Annotated in this window: 16 protein-coding genes and 3 pseudogenes; 7 read left to right on the top strand and 12 right to left on the bottom strand. The window is 60.2% G+C overall.

Features of this window, described 5'->3' with window-relative positions; translation table 11 throughout:
* Positions 1 to 36: 36 nt before the first annotated feature.
* Entirely contained in the window at positions 37 to 954 is a 918-nt protein-coding gene (locus C7R54_RS09555; RefSeq protein ID WP_129149942.1) for an AraC family transcriptional regulator, read from the top strand.
* A gap of 228 nt (positions 955 to 1,182) precedes the next feature.
* Here the strand turns inward: C7R54_RS09555 and C7R54_RS09550 are convergent, their stop codons facing one another.
* Positions 1,183 to 2,472, bottom strand: coding sequence for a Glu/Leu/Phe/Val family dehydrogenase (locus C7R54_RS09550; RefSeq protein ID WP_129149941.1), 1,290 nt, complete (start codon positions 2,470 to 2,472; stop codon positions 1,183 to 1,185).
* Between the two features lie 510 nt (positions 2,473 to 2,982).
* On the opposite strand from C7R54_RS09550, the gene C7R54_RS09545 reads away from it, so the two are divergent.
* Entirely contained in the window at positions 2,983 to 3,696 is a 714-nt protein-coding gene (locus tag C7R54_RS09545) for a Type 1 glutamine amidotransferase-like domain-containing protein (RefSeq protein WP_129149940.1), read from the top strand.
* Between the two features lie 88 nt (positions 3,697 to 3,784).
* On the opposite strand, the pseudogene C7R54_RS09540 reads toward C7R54_RS09545, so the two are convergent.
* Positions 3,785 to 4,941, bottom strand: a pseudogene (locus tag C7R54_RS09540) (IS30 family transposase).
* Positions 4,942 to 5,251: 310 nt separating this feature from the next.
* The gene (locus C7R54_RS09535) at positions 5,252 to 6,514 is read right to left on the bottom strand and encodes a TIR domain-containing protein (RefSeq protein ID WP_129149939.1); all 1,263 of its coding nucleotides are present in this window, start codon (positions 6,512 to 6,514) and stop codon (positions 5,252 to 5,254) included.
* Between the two features lie 413 nt (positions 6,515 to 6,927).
* Here C7R54_RS09535 and C7R54_RS09530 point away from each other — a divergent pair.
* The 3 genes and pseudogenes from C7R54_RS09530 to C7R54_RS09520 all read left to right on the top strand — a co-directional run bounded on the left by C7R54_RS09530 (position 6,928) and on the right by C7R54_RS09520 (position 8,857).
* Positions 6,928 to 7,230, top strand: a pseudogene (locus C7R54_RS09530) (DUF1153 domain-containing protein).
* Positions 7,227 to 7,610 (top strand): hypothetical protein, encoded by a 384-nt coding sequence (locus C7R54_RS09525; protein ID WP_240039450.1) that lies wholly within the window; start codon positions 7,227 to 7,229, stop codon positions 7,608 to 7,610. The pseudogene C7R54_RS09530 and the gene C7R54_RS09525 overlap by 4 nt, the downstream one beginning before the upstream one ends.
* A gap of 135 nt (positions 7,611 to 7,745) precedes the next feature.
* Positions 7,746 to 8,857 (top strand): annotated as a pseudogene (locus C7R54_RS09520) (IS3 family transposase).
* Positions 8,858 to 8,926: 69 nt separating this feature from the next.
* Here C7R54_RS09520 and C7R54_RS09515 read toward each other — a convergent pair.
* The 8 genes from C7R54_RS09515 to C7R54_RS09480 form a co-directional block, all read right to left on the bottom strand.
* Positions 8,927 to 11,215: an NACHT domain-containing protein gene (locus C7R54_RS09515; RefSeq protein WP_129149938.1), complete on the bottom strand. Its 2,289-nt coding sequence runs from the start codon at positions 11,213 to 11,215 to the stop codon at positions 8,927 to 8,929.
* Positions 11,216 to 12,178: 963 nt separating this feature from the next.
* Positions 12,179 to 12,421: a hypothetical protein gene (locus tag C7R54_RS09510; RefSeq protein ID WP_158021182.1), complete on the bottom strand. Its 243-nt coding sequence runs from the start codon at positions 12,419 to 12,421 to the stop codon at positions 12,179 to 12,181.
* 958 nt (positions 12,422 to 13,379) lie between these two features.
* The gene (locus tag C7R54_RS09505; RefSeq protein ID WP_129150447.1) at positions 13,380 to 14,087 is read right to left on the bottom strand and encodes an ABC transporter ATP-binding protein; all 708 of its coding nucleotides are present in this window, start codon (positions 14,085 to 14,087) and stop codon (positions 13,380 to 13,382) included.
* A gap of 4 nt (positions 14,088 to 14,091) precedes the next feature.
* Positions 14,092 to 14,814 (bottom strand): ABC transporter ATP-binding protein, encoded by a 723-nt coding sequence (locus C7R54_RS09500; RefSeq protein WP_129149936.1) that lies wholly within the window; start codon positions 14,812 to 14,814, stop codon positions 14,092 to 14,094.
* Positions 14,801 to 15,826, bottom strand: a complete 1,026-nt coding sequence (locus tag C7R54_RS09495) for a branched-chain amino acid ABC transporter permease (RefSeq protein WP_129149935.1) — start codon at positions 15,824 to 15,826, stop codon at positions 14,801 to 14,803. The genes C7R54_RS09500 and C7R54_RS09495 overlap by 14 nt, the downstream gene beginning before the upstream one ends.
* 1 nt (position 15,827) lies before the next feature.
* Positions 15,828 to 16,679, bottom strand: coding sequence for a branched-chain amino acid ABC transporter permease (locus tag C7R54_RS09490; RefSeq protein WP_129149934.1), 852 nt, complete (start codon positions 16,677 to 16,679; stop codon positions 15,828 to 15,830).
* Between the two features lie 116 nt (positions 16,680 to 16,795).
* On the bottom strand, positions 16,796 to 18,046 hold the full coding sequence (locus tag C7R54_RS09485) for an ABC transporter substrate-binding protein (protein ID WP_129149933.1): 1,251 nt from the start codon (positions 18,044 to 18,046) through the stop codon (positions 16,796 to 16,798).
* Positions 18,047 to 18,389: 343 nt separating this feature from the next.
* Positions 18,390 to 19,199, bottom strand: coding sequence for a putative hydro-lyase (locus tag C7R54_RS09480; protein WP_129149932.1), 810 nt, complete (start codon positions 19,197 to 19,199; stop codon positions 18,390 to 18,392).
* A gap of 283 nt (positions 19,200 to 19,482) precedes the next feature.
* Between C7R54_RS09480 and C7R54_RS09475 the strand changes: the two genes are divergently transcribed.
* The gene (locus tag C7R54_RS09475) at positions 19,483 to 20,520 is read left to right on the top strand and encodes a serine hydrolase (protein ID WP_129149931.1); all 1,038 of its coding nucleotides are present in this window, start codon (positions 19,483 to 19,485) and stop codon (positions 20,518 to 20,520) included.
* 78 nt (positions 20,521 to 20,598) lie between these two features.
* On the opposite strand, the gene C7R54_RS09470 is transcribed toward C7R54_RS09475, so the two are convergent.
* On the bottom strand, positions 20,599 to 21,531 hold the full coding sequence (locus C7R54_RS09470) for a LysR family transcriptional regulator (RefSeq protein ID WP_129149930.1): 933 nt from the start codon (positions 21,529 to 21,531) through the stop codon (positions 20,599 to 20,601).
* A 403-nt stretch (positions 21,532 to 21,934) separates the two neighbouring features.
* Here C7R54_RS09470 and C7R54_RS09465 point away from each other — a divergent pair, with 403 nt between their 5' ends.
* Positions 21,935 to 22,819, top strand: a complete 885-nt coding sequence (locus tag C7R54_RS09465; RefSeq protein ID WP_240039481.1) for a DMT family transporter — start codon at positions 21,935 to 21,937, stop codon at positions 22,817 to 22,819.
* Positions 22,820 to 22,851: the final 32 nt, after the last annotated feature.

The raw sequence follows: 22,851 nt of genomic DNA, 5'->3' as shown, positions 1-22,851 counted from the left end.
AATTGGAGATCCCTATTTTTGTAGAGATAGTCCATCGTGGTCGATCCTTTGGCGGAGATCGTTTCCCTTCTGCAGCCCGGCGCGCCCTTCTCGAAGCTCGTAGTCGCGACGGCGCCCTGGGCGATTCGGCGCGCGGACACAGGGCGCCCCTTCTTCTTCGTCGTGCTTGATGGGTGCTGCCATCTGACGATCGATAGCCCTGCGGGTAGCGATACGCTCACGCTCAACTCGGGCGACTTCGTGTTGATCCCGGCCGCGCGCAGTTTCGCGACATCCAGCGTCGACCGGCCGCCTCCTCGCGAAGACGAGACGGTCACCACGCGGATGGCGCATCGGCCTTGGGGAGTACGTGTAGGGGATCCGGACGGCGTTGAGGACGTGCGCATGCTGGTCGGCAACTGCCTGTTCGGCTCGCCGGATGCCGCCCTGCTGGTGCCGCTGTTGCCGCAATGGATACACGTCAGCGGCGAAAACCGCCTGGCGACGCTGGTACAGCTGGTTGGCGACGAATCGCGCGCCGACCGTCCCGCGCGCGACATCGTAACGGCCCGGCTGCTGGAAGTGCTGCTGATCGAAGCCTTCCGCTCCACGGCGACCACGGCATCGTCGCCGGGGCTGGTGCGTGGCCTGGCCGACCCGCGACTGGCGCACGCGCTGCGGTGCATGCACGAGCGGCCGGCCGCGCCGTGGACCGTGGCCCAGTTGGCGCGGGAGGCCGCCATTTCGCGGTCCAGCTTCTTCGAACGGTTCAGCCGCGCTATCGGGATTGCGCCGATGGAATATCTGCTTGCGTGGCGCATGGCGCTTGCCAAGCAGCTGCTGCTGAAACGGGAAACCGCCATGGCGGAGATCGCGGAGCGTGTCGGCTACAGTTCGGTCAGCGCTTTCGGCGTGGCTTTCACGCGGCATGTGGGCGTACCGCCCGGACGGTACGCCAAAGGCCAGTCAGGCTGAGTATCCCGCTTGCTCGATGTCGGCGACGAGCCCTGCTTCGCGGTCGCCTTTTCACGGTCGGTCTTCAAGACGTTGTTGGCGACGAACAGGCCGAAGCCAACAACGGCAGCGAGGACGCCAAGCATTACGGCAGTTCCGAGGTCCATAACCGTCTTCTTGCATCGCGGGTTCCAAGCACCGGCCGATAGCTGCGCAGGGGTCGCGGCTATCGGCCGGTGTCCGCTTGCATCACGGATACAGACCGCGCACCTGACGGGCTTGCAGGATGCGCGTGCAAGCCACGATGAAGGCCGCTGTACGCAGGGTGACCTTCTGCTCGCGTGCCACTTGCGAGATCGACGAATAGGCTTCGCGCATGATGCGTTCGAGGCGCTGGTTGATCTCGTCCTCGGTCCAGAAGAAGCTGGAGAAGTCCTGCACCCATTCGAAGTAGCTGACCGTCACGCCGCCGGCGTTGGCCAGCACGTCGGGCACTACCATCGTGCCGTTCTCGAACAGGATATCGTCGGCCTGCGGGGTGGTCGGGCCGTTGGCGCCTTCCACGACGATCTTGGCGCGGATGCTGGGCGCATTCTCGGCGGTGATCTGCGACTCCAGCGCGGCCGGGATCAGGAATTCGGTTTCCAGCGTCCAGAACTCCTTGGGGTCGAGGGGCTCGGCCTTGGCGAAGCCGCCGACGCCGCCCTTTTGCGACACGTGCACCAGCAGTTCCGGAACGTCCAGGCCGGCCGGGTTGTAGATGGTGCCGGTATGGTCCTGCACCGCGATGACCTTGGCGCCGACGCCATGGAACAGGCGTGCCGCCGTACCGCCTACGTTGCCGAAGCCCTGCACGATCACGCGCGCGCCGGCCACTTCGACGCCTGCGTCGCGGGCGGCTTCGCAGCCAACCACGAACACGCCGCGGCCCGTCGCCTCGACACGGCCCAGGCTGCCGCCCAGCGTGATCGGCTTGCCGGTGACCACGCCGGTGGCGGTGGCGCCTTCGTTCATGGAATACGTGTCCATCATCCACGCCATGATCTGGGCGTTGGTGTTCACGTCGGGCGCGGGAATGTCCTTGGACGGTCCGATGATGACGCCGATTTCGCTGGTGTAGCGGCGGGTGATGCGCTCCAGTTCAGCTTGCGACAGCGTGCGCGGATCCACGCGGATACCGCCCTTGGCGCCGCCGTAAGGCAGGTTGACGGCGGCGTTCTTGATCGACATCCAGGCCGACAGGGCCATCACTTCCGACAGCGTCACATCCTGGTGGAAGCGCACGCCGCCCTTGCCCGGGCCGCGCGAGGTGTTGTGCTGCACGCGATAGCCCTCGAAATGGGCGATACGGCCATTGTCCAGCTCCACCGGCACGTCGACGATGAGCGCGCGCTTCGGGCGCTTCAGCGTTTCGACCCAGCGGCCCAGGGAACCCAGGTAGGGGGTGACACGGTCGACCTGTTGCAGGTAGACGCCCCAGGGGCCCAGGTGTTCCGGGTCCAGGTACGAGGGCAAGGCATGGGTAGGCGATTGCGACATGAAGGGTGGCTCCGTTGAAAGGATGCCGCCATTTTGCCAGAGATTTTTGTGTCGTCCCTAATAAATTTTTAGTGGATATATTTAGGGACGTATTAACAACACTCTGCTTTGCGGCATTTGCGCGACGTTCGTCACTGATCGGGTGTGGGTGATTCCCTGTTTTCCATAAAAGTTACATGTGAACCATATAGGCGAACAGAGCTGTGAGGGCCGGCGCCGGATGCGCGCTCCTGCGCCGGCGCCCGGCGCCGATTCCGTGCACGGCGCGGGCGACCATCCCAGAGGACTTCGTGCCGGCCAGGCCCGAGTGCGCCCCTCCCCGGCCATGCACCACACATTAAAGAGCACTTGCATTAGCCAAATCACATTAAAGAATGCTTTAACGTGAGATCGAAGACACGTAAGCTGGGATTTATCTGGATTAGCTCTGCCAAACTTTCAGAGCGGGCAGCCCTGTCTGTCACTGCGCGACAAATTGGCGGGGATGCTCGCTAAAGCATAGGGTGGGACATGAAACGCATTTTGGCCATAGGTGGCGGTGGCTTCATGATGGAAGATACCTTATCGCCTATCGACGAATATATTGTGTCTCTTACAGGAAAAGTCCGGCCGCGGATCTGCTATCTGGCCACTGCTAGTGGAGATCTCCCGGCTCATCTCGATAAATTTCACGCCGCATACGGCAATATGGGATGTGAAACATCTCATCTCGCGTTCTTTCGCCAACCCGACTCGAGGTCCATCCTTGTCTCCGAGTTTCATACAAAGCTGCTGGAGCAAGACGCAATATTCGTAGGAGGCGGCAACACCAAGTCTGCGCTTGCAGTTTGGCGCGAGTGGGGACTTGATAACGTATTGAAAGAAGCTTGGGAAGGAGGCGTACTACTTGCAGGCATGAGCGCCGGCGCGATGTGCTGGTTTGAAGCCGGAGTGACGGATTCACTCGGGCGAGCCATGCTTCGTCCGCTCGACGGCTTGGGATTTCTGCGAGGTGGGTGTGCCGTGCATTACAGCAGTGATCAGGAAAGACGACGAAGCCTCCATGCCGCGCATCAGGCGTGGACGATACCTACTTCAATTGCAATCGATGATTTTGCAGCCGCTCTTTATGTTGATGCTTCCTTAGACGGCGTGGTGTCATGGCGAGCCGGATCGACGGCGTACCAGACTTACTACGATGGCGATGCAGTGGTGGAGACGGCAATGGTCGCCGCCAACATTTAGCAAGTGGCTAAGTAGCCGATTTTGATAAATCCGAAAGGCTACGTAGGTCGGAGACCGCGTTGGCGGACGGCTGCTTTCGACTGTGCATTCAACCGGTCGTTGCAACAGCCTTGTTAAATCGCTCGGCCGGCGTTTCGTAGCCCAGAGTCTTTCGCGGACGCTCGTTCAAGCATCTAGCAATAGCATCTAGTCTGTTCTGCGAGTAGTCGCTGAGGTCGAGGCCCTTTGGCAGATATTGCCTGAGGAGGCCATTGGTATTTTCGTTGGTTCCACGCTGCCAGGGACTCTGTGGATCGCAAAAGAACACTTGTATATCCGTGGCTAGAGTGAACCGGCTATGGGCAGCTATTTCCTTTTCTCGGTCCCACGTCAGAGATTGTATAGCTCACGAGGCAACCTCCGAGCATGCCTGATCAGCGCATTGACGACCGTTTCGGTGTCCTTCGCTGCCACCTTGATCAGTATGAGGTAGCGCGTCTGCCTTTCGACCAGCGTGGCGATCTGACTATTACAACTTCCGAAGAGCAGGTCGCCTTCCCAGTGGCCCGGTACGGCTCGATCCTCCGCTGAGGCCAGCGCTCGCTTATCGAGATCGCATTCACGATCCGCCCGTGGTCATCCGTCTTTTCTGTATGGTGGCGAGATCGGCGCATGGCTCGGATACGTCGCAGATGCGCTACGAACTCCTTTTTCAAGGCTCCGGGCGCTTGGATAAAGAGCGTCCGATAATGGTCTCGTGCGACACTTGGCAGGCCTCGTCCCCGCAGTAGGCGCGTTTCAGCCAACCGGCGATTTGCTCCGGCGACCATTGCAAAGCCAACTTCTCCGCCACTAACGCGCCAAACGCCAATTGTCTGCCAGTTTGCACGGCTTTGGGCGACGCGCCCTGTCCCACGTCGCTTGATCGGCCTGGCTGGCGCGGTATTCCGACTGCCCACCATTACGCTTGATCTCTCTGCTGACGGTTGAGGGCGCACGCCTGAGCCCTATGGCGATGGAGCGAATCGATTGACCGCCGACCAGACCCCGAGAAATTTCTTCACGTTCTGCCAAAGACAGCGCTAGGCAAGATCCACAGCGCGGCGCGGGCTGAATACCGCCCGTCTCAGCAAGAATCCTCTGAATTGACGACTGATTTCGGTCAAACAGTTGAGCAATCTGCTGAAGCGAGTCACCCTTTCGCCAGTGCTCCCACATCACGAGCTTCTGACTTTCGATGTAGTAGATTCGAGGTCTCTGCTTCATTTGCAACACCTCTTCTGCTTGCGCAGCCTCTAGTGTGTTGCAACGACCGGTTGAATACACAGCCTAAAGGGGGAGCTCACCGATTTGCGGTGAATGACAGATAAGGGCTTCTTGGGCAGTCAGAAAACGGGTGAATAAGAACCATCGAGCGTTGAAAGGGGAGATTGATAGCGTGCGTCACTCTATTTTTGGGAAAGCTCGTTTGGTTTGCGCGCCAACACATCAAAAAGCTGAAACAACGAAAAAATGGCTGACTCCAGATTCGAAGTAACTCATTAATTTTGGAAATAAAATTTGCCGCAACCCCGCCTTACTTTTCCGTGAAAGAGCCCTCAGTAGGAAGCGAATAATTCTTAATGTCCTTGATGGCCTCAAGCAACTTGATCGTCGCATTAGCATCGAGTTTGTCGTCGACATACCGTACTTCATATAGCCCCTGCAGATTAGAAGGAAGTTTCACTCCATCTCGGACAAGTAAGATGAAGCGCCTTCCATAGAAAGCCATTGCAGCGCCAATTTCGATTAGCACGTTGGGATTCAACATGAGGTGCTCCACGCCTTCTGCATCAACAAGTGCCCTATCCGCGTCAACGTGAATAATCGCCGCGCCACACATTCGCATATCGTCCATAACCTTCTCAGGCACAGGCTTGGAGACGGACTGGCGCTCCACTGAAACAACAGGCACCAACTCACCAAATTCCAAGAGCCGCTTGATCGGCTCAACCAACTCCCGATTCTTGCCATGAGTGACAAAAACTTTGCGCCGTCGCTCATCGTCCGCAATTGCCGTCGCGAGAGCCGTCGAGGGGGGTTGAACAGGCAGTGGACCAGACAGTTTAGAGACAGGGATATGGGGAGCCGATGTTGATTGCTGCTGCTCTTCTGGCACACTCGAGTCAAACTCCATATATGCTGCTTCAGTTTGGTCTGCACTCACCGTTTCTTGTTCCTCGCTTATGGGAGCAGATGATTGATTTGCGGCCCCATTTAAGGACACATACGACTTTCCTCTGATCTCCTCGATGAAGCCAACAGCCCGAGCACTAGCGTCGATCCGTTCGAGAATTTGGGGCGCCTTATCACGCGGCACACCCATTTCCTCCAGAACGTTCATTGCGATGTCCTGGCGAGGGAAAGGGTGACCATCATACTGACGCAGAAAATCTCCGAAGACTCTAGGCTGCAAGACAGCTTCTCTACGCGCCTGAATGTCCATACCTTCCACCTTGGGTCTAAGGATCCGCTTTGCGAGGTCGGTAACGACCATGGTTGCTGCCTGAGCGCCTCCCTCGGCGAGGCCAAAGGCGATTGAAGCGCCTGAAAGAACTCGAAGCTGTGAGCCTTTTGGATCAACGTTCAAGGCTTTGGCAACATAAAGAGGTGCGGTCGGCTTCCCGGCGTAGTGATCAAGAATAGCTTCGGGGATACGGAGAGCCTCCTCAAGCGAGGCCCCAGGTACGTTCGATTGCTTCAGGTACGATCGTTTTTCTGTAGGAATGGCAATGGGAGTAGCGCGCGCTTTTGTCGTGACTTTCTTGCCGCGAGATGGTTGCTTCTTCACAGTTGCCACGATACTTCTCCAGTCTATTGGTGCAGGGATGAGATATTGTGTCTTCACGCCGAAGGCGTCTCAGCAGTCTTGTAACATAAATTTTCTTCGCTGAAAACTTTAATCCTCTGTGAATCACATGTACTTCCAAGACATTCACTCACGGTTGCTTAAGCGGTTACCAAGGTGAATAATTGAAAAGAATGCCTGAGTCAATCACTTGCATCGGCGGTTTTGCGTCTGCGTTTCGCCGGCAAGTGTCAGCGCCGGAGTAATACTGCCCTCTGGCGCGGAGGCAAAAGTGCCCCCTGGGCATAATGGCGGCATTGGCCGCCAGGATGTTGACCCAGGAGCGATAGTTGGAGATTTGTGTAATGACCCACTGAAAATCAGCTCAGGCCACAATTCGAAGGAAAAAGACCTTGAACAAGCAAATGGAAGACGAAATTAAGCGATGGACGGCCAAGCGTAAGAGCGCATTGGTGCTGGACATCATCCAGGGCAAGACGACAGTCGCCGAGGCGAGTCGGGCGTAAGACCTGTCGCCCTCGGAGGTCGAACAATGAGTCGAAAATGGCAAGCGGGACATGGAGAACGCCTTGCGGGCCAGCCCTTTTGAAATTAAGGAGCAGTACGAACGGCAGATCAAGGATCTGCAAGAGGCGTACGGCGAAGCGATGCTGGCGTTGCGCGCCAGAAAAAAATTCCCGTCCCTGCTGGGCGAGGACGAGAAGTGATCGAGACGATCCGCCACAGACTGCAAACCGAAGGCACCTCCGTCTCGATAGCCAAGTTGTGCCGCTGGTTCGAAGTGCCGCGCCGCACGGTGTACTACAAGGCGGTGAAGGCCGAGCCCAAGGTGGGTCCCAGATACGCAGAGCCGATCAAGGCGATGATCGAGGAGTCGCCTTCGTTCGGCTACCGGACGGTGGCGTATCTACTGGGGTTCAACAAGAACACGGTACAACGGTATTCCAGCTCAAGGGCTGGCACGTCAAAAAGCGGGCCATTGGCTTCAGGCCTCGCATTCGGGCCGTGCCATAGGTGGCGCAGGCGCCGAACGAACGGGTCGACAGACCTGTGCCGCATTTGGGCAGGCCGCGATGACTCCGCATGAGATTCCTTGGAAGTCGTGGAAAGTCTCAGAGGTCTGCCACCTATTTTCTGCCCAGCACAGTCCGCGCGTAAGCTCCCCCACTGGGGTAGACATCAGCCAGTAGAATTTCGGAGCCTCCAAGAGTCGGAGACTCCCTTGAAGAAAAGCAGGTTTACAGAAAGCCAGATCGTTGCGGTGTTGAAGGAGGGCGAGACCGGAGTTCCGGTCGCCGAGTTGTGCCGCAAGCACGGCATCAGCAACGCCACGTATTACCAGTGGAAGAGCAAGTACTCGGGCGTGCAGGTGTCCGAGCTGCAACGGTTGCGCGAGCTGGAGGCCGAGAACGCCAAGCTTAAGCGCATGTACGCCGATCTCGCCCTGGAGAATTCGGCGATCAAGGATGTTCTGAACCGAAAATCCTGACGGCCAGGCCCGAGGTGGTCGAGCAGTTGGTACAAGCCCGCTTGTCGATCACGCGTGCCTGCCGCATTGCTGGCCTGTCGCGGGCGGCGTACTACAAGCGGCCGGCCTCGGCATTCGAGCGAGATGCCGATGTGATCGAAGCGCTCAATGCCATCGTCAGCCGGCACGGGCGCTGGGGATTCTGGGAGTGCTTTACCCGGTTGCGGCTCGATGGCCGCTGCTGGAACAAAAAGCGTGTGCATCGGGTGTACTGCGATATGGGTTTGAATTTGCCTCGGCGTTGCAAGAAGCGGTTGCCAGACCGCCCTCGCCAGCCGCTGGACCTGGCAAGCGAGCCAAACCGTTGCTGGGCATTGGACTTCATGCGCGACGCCCTGTATTGCGGCCGGCGGTTCCGAACGTTCAATGTGATCGACGAGGCCAATCGGGAAGGCTTGGCCATCGAGGTTGGCACGTCGATCCCATCTGCCAGGCTGATCCGCGTCTTGAGCCGCTTGGTCGACTGCTACGGCGCGCCGGATGCCATACGGCTGGACAACGGGCCGGAGCTAGTCTCCCAAACATTCACCGAATGAGCTGCGGTAAAAGGCATCGCGGTTCGATACATCCAGCCGGGCAAGCCCAATCAAAATGCCTTTATCGAGCGTTTCAACCGAACGTACCGCACGGAAGTGCTCGATGCACATCTGTTCGCCAACCTGGAGCAGGTCCAGGCCATCACCGACCAGTGGCTAGTCGATTACAACGAATACCGCCCCCATGAAGCCCTGGGTGGCGTCCCGCCGGTGCAGTACATGCCCCGGCTAACCCATGCTCCGAATCTCTATCGGCCGTTGTCTACTTGACAGGGGTGGCTACGCGCGATTAGGCAAATCACAGGCGGCGAGCAAGGCAAGCTGAGCCTTGTACTCGGGCTAATTTTCCCTGAGAATTTTTAGGAAATTATCGAAACTTCCTCGGGACAGCTCAAGGGCGTCACTAATTTCGGACATCGGTCTTACTAGTTTGAAGCGCCGTTGCACACCTTGCCCCCGCCAAGAAGTCTGCTCAAGAACATTCTCTGACAGCAGAACGGGGAGCAAATCATCGAAAAAACTCGATGAAAAGCCTTTTCCAAGTCGAAGGCGAATAATGTCTTCATCAACATGCGTATGCCGAAGAAAGACACGGAGAAATCGCTCAAGCAGCTTCAATCTGTTATCGACAAGAAGTGGCGTCGACAGTGTGCTTTGCCCATCTCCCACCGTCGCACCGAGAGCCTGAAGCGATTCTAGGATCAACATGGGGTCGTAAATGTTTTCTTCTTCCGTAACCACTAAAGAATCAATGCGGCAGTCGGAAAAGGAAACTCCGGACAACAATTTGGGTTGGCGTAGATCGACCTCAATGCGCTCGAATTCACAGTCCACGAAGACTACGTCAGCGAAGAGTCCATTGGATACATGCGTAGGTTGGAAATGACATTTTTCAAATCGAACTCGTTTAAAAACCCGTCCGCCCAATGCGCCAGAAGGGAAGAACATACCTCTTAGCGCTAGTGCAGCTTCACCCTCATTCAAGCACTCTAACACCCGTATTGCCAACGATCCGCAATTTTCTTTGCAGAAAGAGTAACCCACCTCAGACTGGTTGATTGCAATAATCGTGTTAAAAACGCCCATAAGATCCGTTTGGTGCCTTATCAAGTACTGCACCGATTGCTCCACTGTCGCCGCCGGCACCACATTTACGGAAAGAAACGCCCGGATTTCTGTAATGGCCTTCTTGGAAAGGATTAGCCCAAGGCCTTCGCCAAGGAAAAAATTCTGAAAGTCTTCGTGATCGAAGCCAACGCCTTGTCCGCGTGATGTTTCGGAGGAAAGCAGCGAGTGCTGTTTGATTCTTTCCTTAACTTGCCGCGTCACTGCACCGCTTTTATTGAGGCCTTCGCAGAAGATGTCGACAACAACATCGAGGACATCATGTCGCAGGGACGTGGACGAAGACTGCCACATTTCGAGTGCGACCTGGGCCAATAGTTGGTGATGCTCGCCTTGTTGAAGCAAGGGCTCCATGACATCGCCCGCAACTCGAGCAAGCCACTTCTCTGACGCCTCGCGCTTAACGATCGCATCGACAAAGGTGAAGAAGTAGTCGTGCGGATTGGCTCCGAGCATGTCTACCAGGGCGGTCCTATCGACGCCTTCTAAAACATCAAAGAGTCGTCGAACGAGTACAGCTCTAGTTAAAAGAGGGTGGGTAGCGCCGAGGCGGGTGGCCACAGTTTCGTACACTGTCAAGGAATCTTCCACGCCGCGAAGTTGACCGTATCTACAAAACTGGTCTTTGCTCCACCGCGAGAGCGCCAGCCGCCCAAACGCTGCCGATCGATCGCCAATCGCATCAAGAAGCCGTGCTTGGGTTCGAAAGCTTAAGTACTCGAAGAAGGCTTTCCGTGCTGCAATAAACACGGTTCCAGACGAGTCTAAACGTTGGACCAGTGTACCGAGAGCAGAAACGGCCTCACCCTTGGACCCCTCCACTAACATTTCTTCGTATCCATCAAATGCGGGAACGACGACTCCAAGTTTCACCAACTCTATAAATGCATCGAAATACAAGTAGTTAAAACGCAGCTTATTTACTAAAGCTGCAATAACGGCGTCGTCAAAGGTTAAAAAGGCTCGTCCACTCAGCGGAATTGGCACTACCAACGAAGACGCCTGCTTCGCTTTATAGCGCTGAGCTTGAACTCGCGAGGCCCGATTGAGCACTGTAGTTTTACCTTCGCCCGCGTCCGACGTTACATACAGGACCGATGTCGCGCCTGGTACAGGGGCCGAAGCCTGACTCAGTAGCGTCTCCACAACGTCATTAACTGCGGTATCAGCATCACTGGAAGAACTTAAATCTGCGGACATTTGACCTGAGGGCACCACAAATGGGCTTTTCGAGCTGATATCCGGCACCTGACCGGTGGCAGCTATGATCCGCTCCGCAAGCTGGGGGAGGCGCGCTATGCGATTGACAAGCCAAAATCGCGCGGTATATTCCTGTCCATTCTCGACCACACGCAGGTGTCTGTCCTCTGTTGTGGAATAGTGGACGGTCGCCTCAACTAACTCGTCGCGGACTTGCGCAACGATTCGTCCCAATCGAACATCGACATCGGACGGTTCATCAGCAAATGCGGTCAAGATTCTTCGGAGATCGTTAATATCCATAGCAAGATCCTAAATACTGCATTGCATATAGTGTTCCTTAGCAGCCTCGCTAAGGGTTGACATTAGGCGCTTTTGCGTTCTCCAGCCGGCTCGCGTATGGAGATGCACAACATTGCATCCCGATCTGGTTGCAACCAGCACTCCTGGCCACATATCTGTATCTGATGACACAACTACAATATCGGTGGCTTTGAGCGCGAGTGCTTGGTAAGCGATGTCGGCTACTAATAGCGTGTCTACCATTTTCTGTTCGTCGCGCACCAAGACATGACGTAGTTGACTCCCACAGCCGGACATGGAGCAGGAGGTGGAGTGTGTCAGTGTGGAATGCATGCTCATACCGCAACCACCACCTGGGCTAGCACACTCGGTCCAAGTGGACCGAGCGCGAAAATTTCGCAGGTCTCTATTTCGGACCAGCGTATCCTGAAGAGTTGCGGATATACCTAAAGGCCCTTCCGCCAATTCAACCGTCAGTCGAATGGGCGGTCCGGTGTCGGTTCCCGGTCGTACCGCGATCGTAGGAGATCCCGCCCTGATATCCGGAATTAGCCTCTGAGCCCCTGTCGTCAAAGTGCCCAGACAGCGCCAGCCGCCATACAGACGTACTTGCACCGCGGTGTGCCGGGCCAGTACAGAAGCTGGAATCAACGGCACTAAAATTTTTGCCAGGCTGACAGCTCCGGCCCGGGTAAGGCTTGATTCCACATTGTCAAAGTCAACCAACACCGCCAAATTTGACACTCCGGCTCTCCAAAGTAATAACGCTTCCATGGCGTAACACTGTACTACAGCGGCGAACGGCCGGAGGGTCGCGCTTCCTTCGGGCTTTTCACCATCGTTCGTTCTCTTTCACTACTGTGAGAAATTCGCTGAGAAAGAGGTACGGAGACTGGGCATAATTTTCGGTTGACTGATAGGTCCGGGCCACAAGCAGTCGCTCCTGACGGACCGCTTCGTAAACTACTCACGATCGGCTTTCACATCAAGGCGCATTCTCACTTGAGGGTCATAGAGCGGACATCCGAACTCAGAACCAAGGTCGATGAAGCGGTTCATGTCATCGCCATTCATTTCATAGCAGTCCACACGAAAAAGTTGTGGCGTGATGAAAATTTTAAATGCTCCACGTTTTGCAGATTCCCAGTGCAGCCCATCCAGTTGATTCAAGCCATCCGAGAATAGAGTCGTGAGACGAGCCAACATATCTGAGTCGGCAATTGCTCGAGCCCTTCGACATGTTTGCCTTGACTCAGGCTTTCATACGTCGATTCGTCCAACACCACGTTTGATTTGTACTTCCAAAAATCTAGGTCGTAACTCATTTCGACTCCCTGGGAAAGCTGATGGTGGCAGGCACCCACATTGCCGGATGCCTGCCGTGTGGAGTTACGTGGTGACGTCCTGGCCGTTCTTTCGACGCCCGGACTTTGATCAGAGCATTAACGTCTAGTGCTAGCACCTCTGAGCAAACCGTAGCGCCTTTTTGTCATCGATCTGTCCCCTGCGGCCGATTCCGGAGTAGCGGTCTTATTCACAACATCAATCACCCAGAACCTGACGCCATTGACTACTTGATAGTGAAACCCGTCGATCACGGTAACCGTGACCATCCAGTTCAATATCTTGATGCCAGGGCAAAATCGCTGCCAGAACCGGCTTCAAGGATAGTGCGCGGTCGTCGTTCCTTGCCCCCTCGATCGCGCCTATGATCGTCATATGCGTGGCCGCGACAAGCCTGTGCCGCAATGACTCTGAAATGGTAATCGCCGGATCTTCAATGGCGTTTCCCTCACCATCTTATGGCCCCCGAGCAGCGCCGCGGCAAAACCCTTCAGCTCAAGCAACAGCAACCATCGCGGCTCTAAAGACCTTAAGGGAAAACATCTGGTCCGATCCTTGGATGCTCTGTCGACGCCTATGAGCACCATATCCCGTCCGCACAATAGGTAACTTATTGTATATGAAAGCATCTGTTTTAGAAGCGATTTACGACAGCACTAGCCGGAAAGCAAAAGGCCTGCAAACCGTATTGGTCGCAGGCCTTATTCGCATCAATCCATATTCAAATATCGTAACTGCCGGCAAACCCATAAGATCGCCGCAGCCGCCCTTCCCCATCACCGGAACCACACACCCTGCTCGCGGCAATGGTCCCTATCGATCACATCCCCAAATAAGCCCGCCTAACCTCATCCGAAGCCCCCAACTCCGCAGCACTCCCCGACAACGCCACCGCCCCGCTCTGCATCACATACGCCTGCGTAGCCACCTCCAGCGCCGCCGCCATATTCTGCTCAACCAGCAGCACCGACAACTTCTCTTCCCGATTCAGCGCCGCCAGAGCATCAAACACCTGCTCGACCAGCAACGGCGACAACCCAAGACTAGGTTCATCAATCAGCAGCAACCGAGGTCCGCTCATCAGCGCACGCCCAATCGCCAGCATCTGCCGCTCACCACCAGACATCGTCCCAGCCAACTGCTCGCGCCGCTCAAGCAACCGCGGGAACAGCGTGTACACATGCTCCAGCCGCCGCTTATACACCGCCTCATCCCGCACGGTATAAGCCCCCAGCCGCAGATTCTGCTCGACCGGCTGCCGGGCGAACACACGCGCCCCCTCGGGAATCAATGCAATCCCGCGCGTCACCAGCGTCTCAGGCCGCGTACCGGTAATATCCTGCCCCTCGAAAACGAGCCGACCCGACGCAGGCCGCACGTTGCCGATAATGGCCGCCAACGTACTGGACTTCCCAGCCCCATTGGCCCCCAGCAAGGCAGTAATCTCCCCCTCCCGCACCTCCAGGGAAATATTCCGCACAGCCTGCACGCCGCCATAAGCCACGCTCAGGTTCTCGACTTTCAACATCACATCAGGCACGGTGCTTTCTCCCCAGATAGGCCTCGATGACAGTGGGATTGCGCACGATCTCCTGCGGCGGTCCCTCGGCGATCATCTGGCCGAAATTCAGCACCAGGACCCGCTGCGCCAGCCGCATCACCACTTCCAGCACGTGCTCCACGATCACCAGCGTCACGCCCGATTGATGTATCCCACGCAGGATGTCCGCCAGCGCAATCGCCTCGGTCGGATTCAACCCACCCGCCACCTCGTCCAGCAGCAGCATGCGCGGCTCGGTGGCCAGCGCGCGCGCCAGCTCCACCCGCTTCTGTCCCGCCACGTTCAAACCCGCCGCCTTGACGTCCGCACGATCCGCCAACCCCACCAGGTCCAGCACCTTGCGCGCCGCCTCGCGGGCATCCGCCAGCCGCGGATGCCGCAGCAAGGCGCCCACCATGGCGTTCTCCAGCACCGTCATCTGGCCGAAGTTGCGCGGGATCTGGTACGTGCGCACCAGCCCCATCGCCGCCACCTGCTCCGGCTTCAGGCCCAGCATGGACTTGCCGCCGAAAGTCACCGTGCCGGACGTGGGTTCGTGATAACCCACCAGGCCGTTGAACAACGTGCTCTTGCCAGCGCCGTTAGGCCCGATGATGGCGACGATCTCGCCCTCGCCCACCGACAGGTTGATGTCCTTGTTGGCGACCAACCCGCCGAAGCGCTTGGTCAGTTCCTTTACTTCAAGCAGAGCCACGGCGCCCCCTCAACGTCACCAGACCGCCGGGCAGGAACATCGTCACCAGCAGGATAGCCAAACCAAACACCAGCAGGTCCAGGCCCAGGCCCGAACTGCCCCACATGACACGCGTGCCCTCGGACAAGGGCAGCAGCAGCGCCGCACCTATCCACGGACCGACCAGGCTGCCCACGCCGCCCAGAATGGCCACCAGCACCATCTGCACGGACATGGTCAGGCTGAACATCGAATCGGGATCGATGAAGCCCACGTACATCGCGAAGAAACCGCCCCACGCGCCCGTCAACGCGGCCGACAGCACGAAGGCCAGCATCTTGTAGCGGTCGGCCGGTACGCCCAGGCTGCGCGCCGCGCCCTCGTCGCCGTTGATGGCGCGCCAGTAGAAGCCGACGCGCGAATGCACCAGGAAATAGGTCACCAGGAAAGTCACCAGTCCCAGGCCCACGGCGATCCAGTAGTACGGCACCTTGCTGCGGAATTGCAGCATCCAGGGCGCATCGCCGATCGGCGATTCAAGGCCGACGGCGCCGCCGGCCCAATCCCAATTGATCATCAACAGCAGGCCGATTTGCAGCAAGGCGATGGTCGCCATGGCAAAGTAATGGCCCGACAAGCGCAGCGTGGGACCGCCCACGATGTAGGCCAGCAGCGCCGAGATCAACGCGCCCACCGGAATGCCGATCAAGGGCGTGAGCTTCAGGTGCTGCAACAGCAGGATGGTGGTGTAGGCCCCCACCCCGACGAACACGCCATGACCGAAGGACACCCGGCCGAGGAAGCCGCCCACCAGGTTCCATGCGGCCCCGAGCGCGCCGAACAGCACGATCTGCAACAACACCTGGATGGTGAACTGGTCCTTGATGACCACCGGCGCCAACGCGAACAGCACCGCGATGACGATGGCCACGGCGATCGGCGCGCGTGAGTGATAAGCCTTGGCGGGCGAGACGGCCACCGCCGTGGCCGCGGCCGTACTGGCCGCCGGATCGAGTTTGTTTTCTGTCGTCATATCACCACCGCCCGAACAGGCCGCGCGGCCGGTACCAGAGAACCAGGATGAAAAGAATGAAAATGCTGACCGTCTTCAGCGCGGGCGCCACGAAGTAGCCCGTCATCGCCTCGATGATGCCGATCAGGATGCCCGCGATGAAGGCGCCCGGCAGCGAGCCGAAACCGCCCATGCACACCGCCACGAAAGCCAGCAGGCCGAACACCAGCCCCACCGACGGGAAGACATAGAAGAACGTGGTCAACAGCGCGCCCGCCAGGCCCACCGCCGCACTGCCCAGCATCCACACCTGGGCGTTGACGCGATCCGGCGAAATGCCGACCAGCGCGGCCACGTCGCGATCCTCCGCGACCGCCTGCAAGGCATGGCCCCAGCGCGTGCGATAGACCAGCCAGAACAGCACGATGACGACCACCAGCGCCACCAGGCCCGTCACCACTTGCGGACGGCCGATGGAAATGCCCAGCAGGCTCACGCTACCGGACACCAGCGTGTCGGGCAGGCTGCGGTAGTCGGGCGTGAAGGCGATGAAGGCCAACTGCCGCAGGACAATGCCCAGGCCGAAGGTGGCCAGGATGACCGCCATGGGCGGCCCCTTCTGCAAGCGCTTGATGATCAGCGCGTAGGTAAGGAAACCAACGAAACCCAGCAGGATGGCGACCAGCGGCGCCGAAAGCGTCGGGTCGACATGGCCCAACGTGAAAAGCCAGTACGCGGCATACATCGCCAGCATCAGGAACTCGCCATGGGCGAAGTTGATGACGTCGGTAATGCCCCAGATCAGCGCCAGGCCCACGGCGACGGCCGCGTAGATCAAGCCGTTGAACAGGCCGGCGGTTAGTGCTTCGAACATGCGGTACTCCCACGACGGATGCACGCGGATCCGCCGGCGGTTGCGATACAGAGGCGCGCCGCCACCATCAGGCGCCAAGTGGCACCCGGCGGCGCGCGCCCACGATTACCCGGAAATTACTTCCAGGCGAACGGCAGCGTCGGCAAGGACGTGTCGGTGCGGTACTTCTCAGGCCACACGGGCACGTAGCCAGTGCCCTTCAGTTCCAGGATCAGGCCGGCGCCCAGCGTGTTCTGGCCCTTGTCGTCGAACTTCACGCCTTCCCAAGGCATCGCGATCTGCGAGGCGTTCAGGTCGGTGGCGGCGATGGCCTTGCGGATGGCTTCCGGATCGGTCGAACCGGCACGGTTGATGGCATCGGCCAGCACCAGCACGCCCTGCATCGAACGGGCGTTGTTGCCGTTCAGGTCCTTGCCCGTCTTCGCCTTGTACATGTCGTTGATCTTCTTCAGACCGGCCTTGGCAGCGGCGACGTCGTTGCTCCAGACGTCGCGGGTCAGCACGCCCTGCACTTGCGGACCCACTTCCTGCACGAAGCGCGAATCGATGAAGCCCGCGTCATTGGCCAGCAGCACCGGCGGCGCGTACTTGCTCTCGCGCATGGTGCGCACGAACAGCATGGCGTCCGACGTATAGCTGGCGAACAGCGCGACGTCCGGCTTGGCGGCCGCCAGCTTCTGCACTTCGGCGGTCACGGAAGGCGAGCCCGCCGCATAGGCGATGTTGGCGACCACCTCGCGGTTGTACTTCTTGGCGTAGCGCTCCACCGCCTTGTAGGTGTTGACGCCGAAGTCGGTGTTCTCGTAGACCACCGCGATCTTCTTGGTCGGCACCTTCTTGATGCCGTCCAGGAACTGCATCATGTTCTCGACAAAGGTGTCGTCGGTCGGCGAGGTGCGGAAGAACCACTTGTAGCCGCGATCGGTCAGGTCCGGGCTGCTCGATTCACCGTTCAGGTAGGGAATGCCGGCCTGTTCGGCGACGCGGCTGGCGGTCTTGGTCACGGCCGATTGGTAAGCGCCGGTCAGGGCCACCACCTTTTCCTGCTGGATCAGGCGCTGCGCATCGGCCAGGCCCACTTCGGGCTTGCCCTGCGAATCGCCGAAGACCACTTCGATCTTGGCCCCGCCCAGCTTGGGGAGGCCCGCGCCGGCGGCCAGCGGCAAGCCTTCGAGTTCGGGATGCGGATTGTTGATGATGTCGACGGCCAGTTCGATGGCGGCCTTGATCTCCGCGCCGGTGGACGCCAGCGCGCCGCTCAGCGGATAGATCGCGCCGATACGTATCGTCTTTTCCTGCGCGGCGGCCGGCTGACCGAACGTCAGTGCCAAGCATGCCGCGACGCCGGCAATCAGCTTCATCTTCATTACGTTGCTCCTGGGAGAACCTTAGGGACTGAGAGGACTTACAACAAAAGTTACGAGACCTTGCACTTTGACTTCGCGGACTAACTTACCCGCACCAGCGACGTATTTGCGACGGTAGAAACCCTGACAGCAAGCTTGTTGCGCGCCATATGCACTTCCGTGCGGCACAAGGGCCGGCCGTCCAGGGGCGCAACGGGCGCTCGGCGCGCCATGCGTTCCCTGGTCGCCGGTCTTCACCGTCGCGATGCGCGCGGGCTATCGCCCTGTTCCGCGCAGCGCCCGCGCGGGCGCCACGCCGCGTTCCGGACCGAGGCAGCCGAGGCGGCTGAAGCGCCCAAGGGCGTCAGAGCGCCGCGACACGACTGTTGATGAGATCCGTGACCAGCATATGGCCCGGCGCGTGCGTAATGCAGAACGACGGCTTGACCGCGGCGACCACCGATTGCGGCGTCACGCCGCAGGCCCAGAACACCGGCACTTCGCCGGGGCGGATCTCCACCGCGTCACCATAGTCGGGACGGTTGATGTCCTGGATGCCGATGGCGGCGGGGTCGCCGAAGTGCACGGGGGCGCCATGCACCGACGGGAAACGCGACGTGACCTGGATCGCGCGAATGGCGTCGGCCGGCTTGAGCGGGCGCATCGACACCACCAGCGGTCCATGGAAGCGGCCGGCCGCCTGGGTCGGAACGCTGGTGCGGTACATCGGCACGTTGCAGCCTTGCTCGATGTGGCGCACCGGCAGGCCGTTGTCCAGTATGGCTTCCTCGAAGGAGAAGGAGCAGCCGATCAGGAAGGAGACCAGGTCGTCGCGCCACACGCTGCGCACGTCCGTCGGCTCGTCGACCAGCACGCCGTCCTGCCACACGCGGTAGCGCGGGATGTCGGTGCGGATGTCGATATCGACGCCCAGTTCCGGCAGGCTGGGATCGCCCGGCTCGGACACCGCCAGGATGGGGCACGGCTTGGGATTGCGCAGGCAGAAGCGCAGGAACTCGTCGGCCATGTCCTTGGGCAGGATGGCCAGGTTGCCCTGCACATGGCCGGGCGCGACGTTGGCGGTGGGACCGGTGGCTACGCCGTTACGGGCGTCCAGGCGGGCCTGGTACGAGGCCGGATGCGCGACGGTATTGACCGGGGCGAGCGACGACATGGGAAACTCCCCTTGAACTTGATGAGTCCTGGGCATGGTCGGAACGCATGCCCGTAAACGACAGCTTTCTTGTTGATGCGGTATTGCATCGCATCGGGGCCGGGGGTGTCCAATCATATGTTGCGATGAAGAGATATAAAAAAATATTATCACCCTATAAAGAAAATATTCGGGTTATTACGGATGGGGTTTTCACCTATCGACCGGTGCAGCTTTAGCTACGAACAGTAAAATCCCTCTCCATTTATATCCGCCGCCACCCCGCGGCGCATCGGGAGAGAGCATGGCGCCACTGCGGCGGCAAGCGGCATGGAGGGCGCGATGGGCCGGGAGGACGATCCTGGCGCCGGCGCTGCTTGGCGCGGCCTGGGCCTCGACCTGGCCGGCCGCCGCGCGCGCGCAAGGCCCCGCGAATTTCCATCCCTGCAACGCCCAGCCCGCCTTGCCGATCTGCCAGCACGGCTATGGCAAGCGGGTCGCCGTCATGCGCTGGGGCGCGCTGCCGGAGTCCGGCCTGTCCGGACCGCTGGATCCCGACGCCAAGGCGGATGCCTCGCTGACCACGCTGAATCCGGCCAAGGAAATCGAGAAACTTCGTTCCAGCACCGTATACGTGCAGGATATGTCCACGTCCGACGTCCTCTTCGCGCGCAACGCGGACGTGGTGCGGCCCATTGCCTCCATCACCAAGCTGATGACCGCGCTGGTGGCGGTCGACGCGGGCCTGCGCATGGACGAATCGATACGCATCGAGGCCAGCGACAACGACATGCCTTCCGATCTGCCGTCCCGCCTGGCGGTGGGCGCGCGCTTGACCCGGTCCGATCTGCTGCACCTGGCGTTGATGGCTTCCGAGAACAGCGCGGCGCATGCCTTGGGACGGACCTACCCGGGCGGCATGGCGGCCTTCGTGCAAGCCATGAATGCCAAGGCGAGACAGCTGGACATGAACGAAACCCGCTTTGTCGAACCCACCGGCCTGTCCAACGAGAACGTCTCCTCGCCCCGGGACCTGGCAAGGCTGGCGTACGCCGCGTCCCGGCGAGCGCTGATCCAGCGCTATTCCACCGATACGCAATACAAGGTCGCCGCGCAGGACTTCCGCAACACCAATATGCTGGTCGGCCGTCCTGAATGGACCATCCTCGCGTCCAAGACTGGCACGACGCGCATGGCCGGCGACTGCCTGGTGATGCTGGCACGCCTGGGCAATCGCGAAGTCTCCATGGTGCTGCTCAACGCCGGCGGCACCAGCGGGTCGCGCTTCGGCGATGCCGTGCGGGTGCGCCGCATCCTGGGCAGCCAGATGGCGATGAAATAGGCGGGTGCGCCGTTCGGCCAGGCCTCCCGGCCTTGATCTGCGTACCGGCCGTTGCGGGTGGCCACTGCCCGCCAGCGATCAGCGCGCCGGCGGCGACGCGACCATCTCCGACGCCCCTTCCCCCGCATGGTCCCGCGCGATGACCTGGGCAGCCTGGGCTATGGTGCGCGCGACGTGGCTGTCGGGCCCCTGCATCCAGCTGGCCGTGAAACTCAGCGGGGGCAGGTCCGGCGCGCGGACATCCAGCTGGCGCAATTCGCCCTGGGCCAGTTCGCGCCCCAGGAAAACCGGGGCAATGGCGGCCGTGCCGATGCCATCCATGGCCATGCGCACGATGACGCTCAGCGCCGAACTGCCGTACATGCGCGGCGTGGCCACGCCGGCTTCAACCAGCATGCGGCGCACGGCGCGATGCGGCTCGGTGATGGACGAATAGGTCAGCACCGGCCACTGGCCCAGGCGCTTGAGCGGAATGGGCTCGCGCCCCAGCTTCAGCTGCGGACTGGCCAACCATGCCAAGGGATAGCGGCACAGGTGGATGTTGTCCACGCGGGGCTCGTCCACCGGCCCCATCAGGAAGGCCAGGTCGATCTGATGCGACGTCAGCAGGCTCTTGAGCGCGGGCGTGGTGTCGACCTGTATTTCCACCATCAAGGCCGGATAGGCCTCGTGCATGTATTCCATCAGCCGCGACAGCCAGGTATGCACGATGGTTTCGGCCACGCCCAGCCGCAGGGTGCCGCTCATCACGTTCTGGGCGCGCGCCGCCTGCTGCATGTCGGTACGCATCTGCAGCATCCGTTCGGCATGGGACAGCAGTTCGTGCCCCTTGGCGGTGAGCTTGATGCCGCGCGCATCGCGCTCGAACAGGCGTACGCCCAAGCCGGACTCCAGCGACGCGATGCGCTGTGAAATGGCCGGCTGCGTGGCGTTGAGCTTTTCCGCCGCGGCGCGAAAGCCGCCCAGCCTGGCGACCCAGAAGAAAGTCTCGATATTGCGCAGGTCGATCATGCGGAGGACGTCCCCGGAAGGGGATCAGGGATAGGGATCACGGAATAAGGACCACGGACCGGACTCAAAAAACAGGAAGCCAGGAACGGGGACCGCGATGCACGGTTCGCAACATGGCAGCGCGCCTGAGCGTATCATGACGCCCGGACAATAAGGGCGAGCCGGACGACAGGCGGCGCGCGCGACGGCCACCAGCGCCCTGCCGCCCGCCGCGCCGGCCCGATGCCGGAATACGGCCGGAAGACGTAATGAGCACAGGAGACACACCATGACGCGGGCCCAGGCCATCGCGCGCAAGGACAACGCCGCGATGCATGCCTCGACAGGCGCGGCGCCGGCCAACCCGCCGCGCGTCGATGCGGGACGGTCTGGCAAAGGCCTGCCCACCCCGTCCAGTCCCTTCATGGGCATCGTGCTGCTGCTCCTGTCCATGTGCTTCCTGTCCACCCTGGATGCCACCGGCAAATGGGTGATGGCGGGCGGCGTGTCCCTGCTGTTGCTGTGCTGGGTACGCTATGCCGTCCACCTGGCGCTGGCCCTGGCGCTCATCGTGCCCTTGCGCGGCTGGGGCATCCTGCGCAGCCGGCGGCCGCGCGAGCAGGTGCTGCGCGGCACGGCCATGCTGGGCGCGACGCTGATGTTCTTCACCACGCTGCATTTCCTGCCGCAGGCCGAAGCCACCGCCATCAATTTCCTGGCGCCATTGATGGTGCTGGCATCGGCGCCCTGGGTGCTGGGCGAACCGCCGCGGCTGTCGCGCTGGGTCGCCGCCGCCATCGCCTTCGGCGGCGTGCTGGTCATCATCCGTCCCGGCGGCGGCCTGGACGGCACGGGCGTGATCTGCGGCTTGCTGGGCGCCTGCTGCTTCGCCGCCCAGTACATCGCCACGCGGCGCGTGGCGGGGGACGATCCCTTGACGTCGGTCATCTGGAGCGGCGGCATGGGCGCCATCGCCCTGACCTTCACCCTGCCCTTCGCCCTGCCCGCCGCGCTGCCGGTGCTGCGCACGCTGGACCCGCTCCACTGGCTGGTGCTCGTTTCCACGGGATTCACCGGCTGCATGGGCCACCTGCTGCAGATCGGCGCGTACCGCAACGCGTCGGCGTCGACCCTGGCGCCTTTCGCCTACTTGCAGATCGTCACGTCCACGACCACCGGCTGGCTGATCTGGGGCCATTTCCCGGACGCCGTCACATGGGTGGGCATCGCCATCATCTGCGGCAGCGGCATCGGCATCGCCCTGCTCGAATGGCAACGCGCCCGCCGCCCCGCGGCGCCTCGGCCTTAAAGGCCAGCACAGTCGGCCCCGCTCACCAGCGG

Source organism: Achromobacter aloeverae (assembly GCF_004121055.1).
GTDB classification, from domain to species: domain Bacteria; phylum Pseudomonadota; class Gammaproteobacteria; order Burkholderiales; family Burkholderiaceae_B; genus Bordetella_C; species Bordetella_C aloeverae.
Note: the sequence above shows the minus strand (reverse complement) of the source record. Positions and strands in the feature narration are given on the sequence as shown.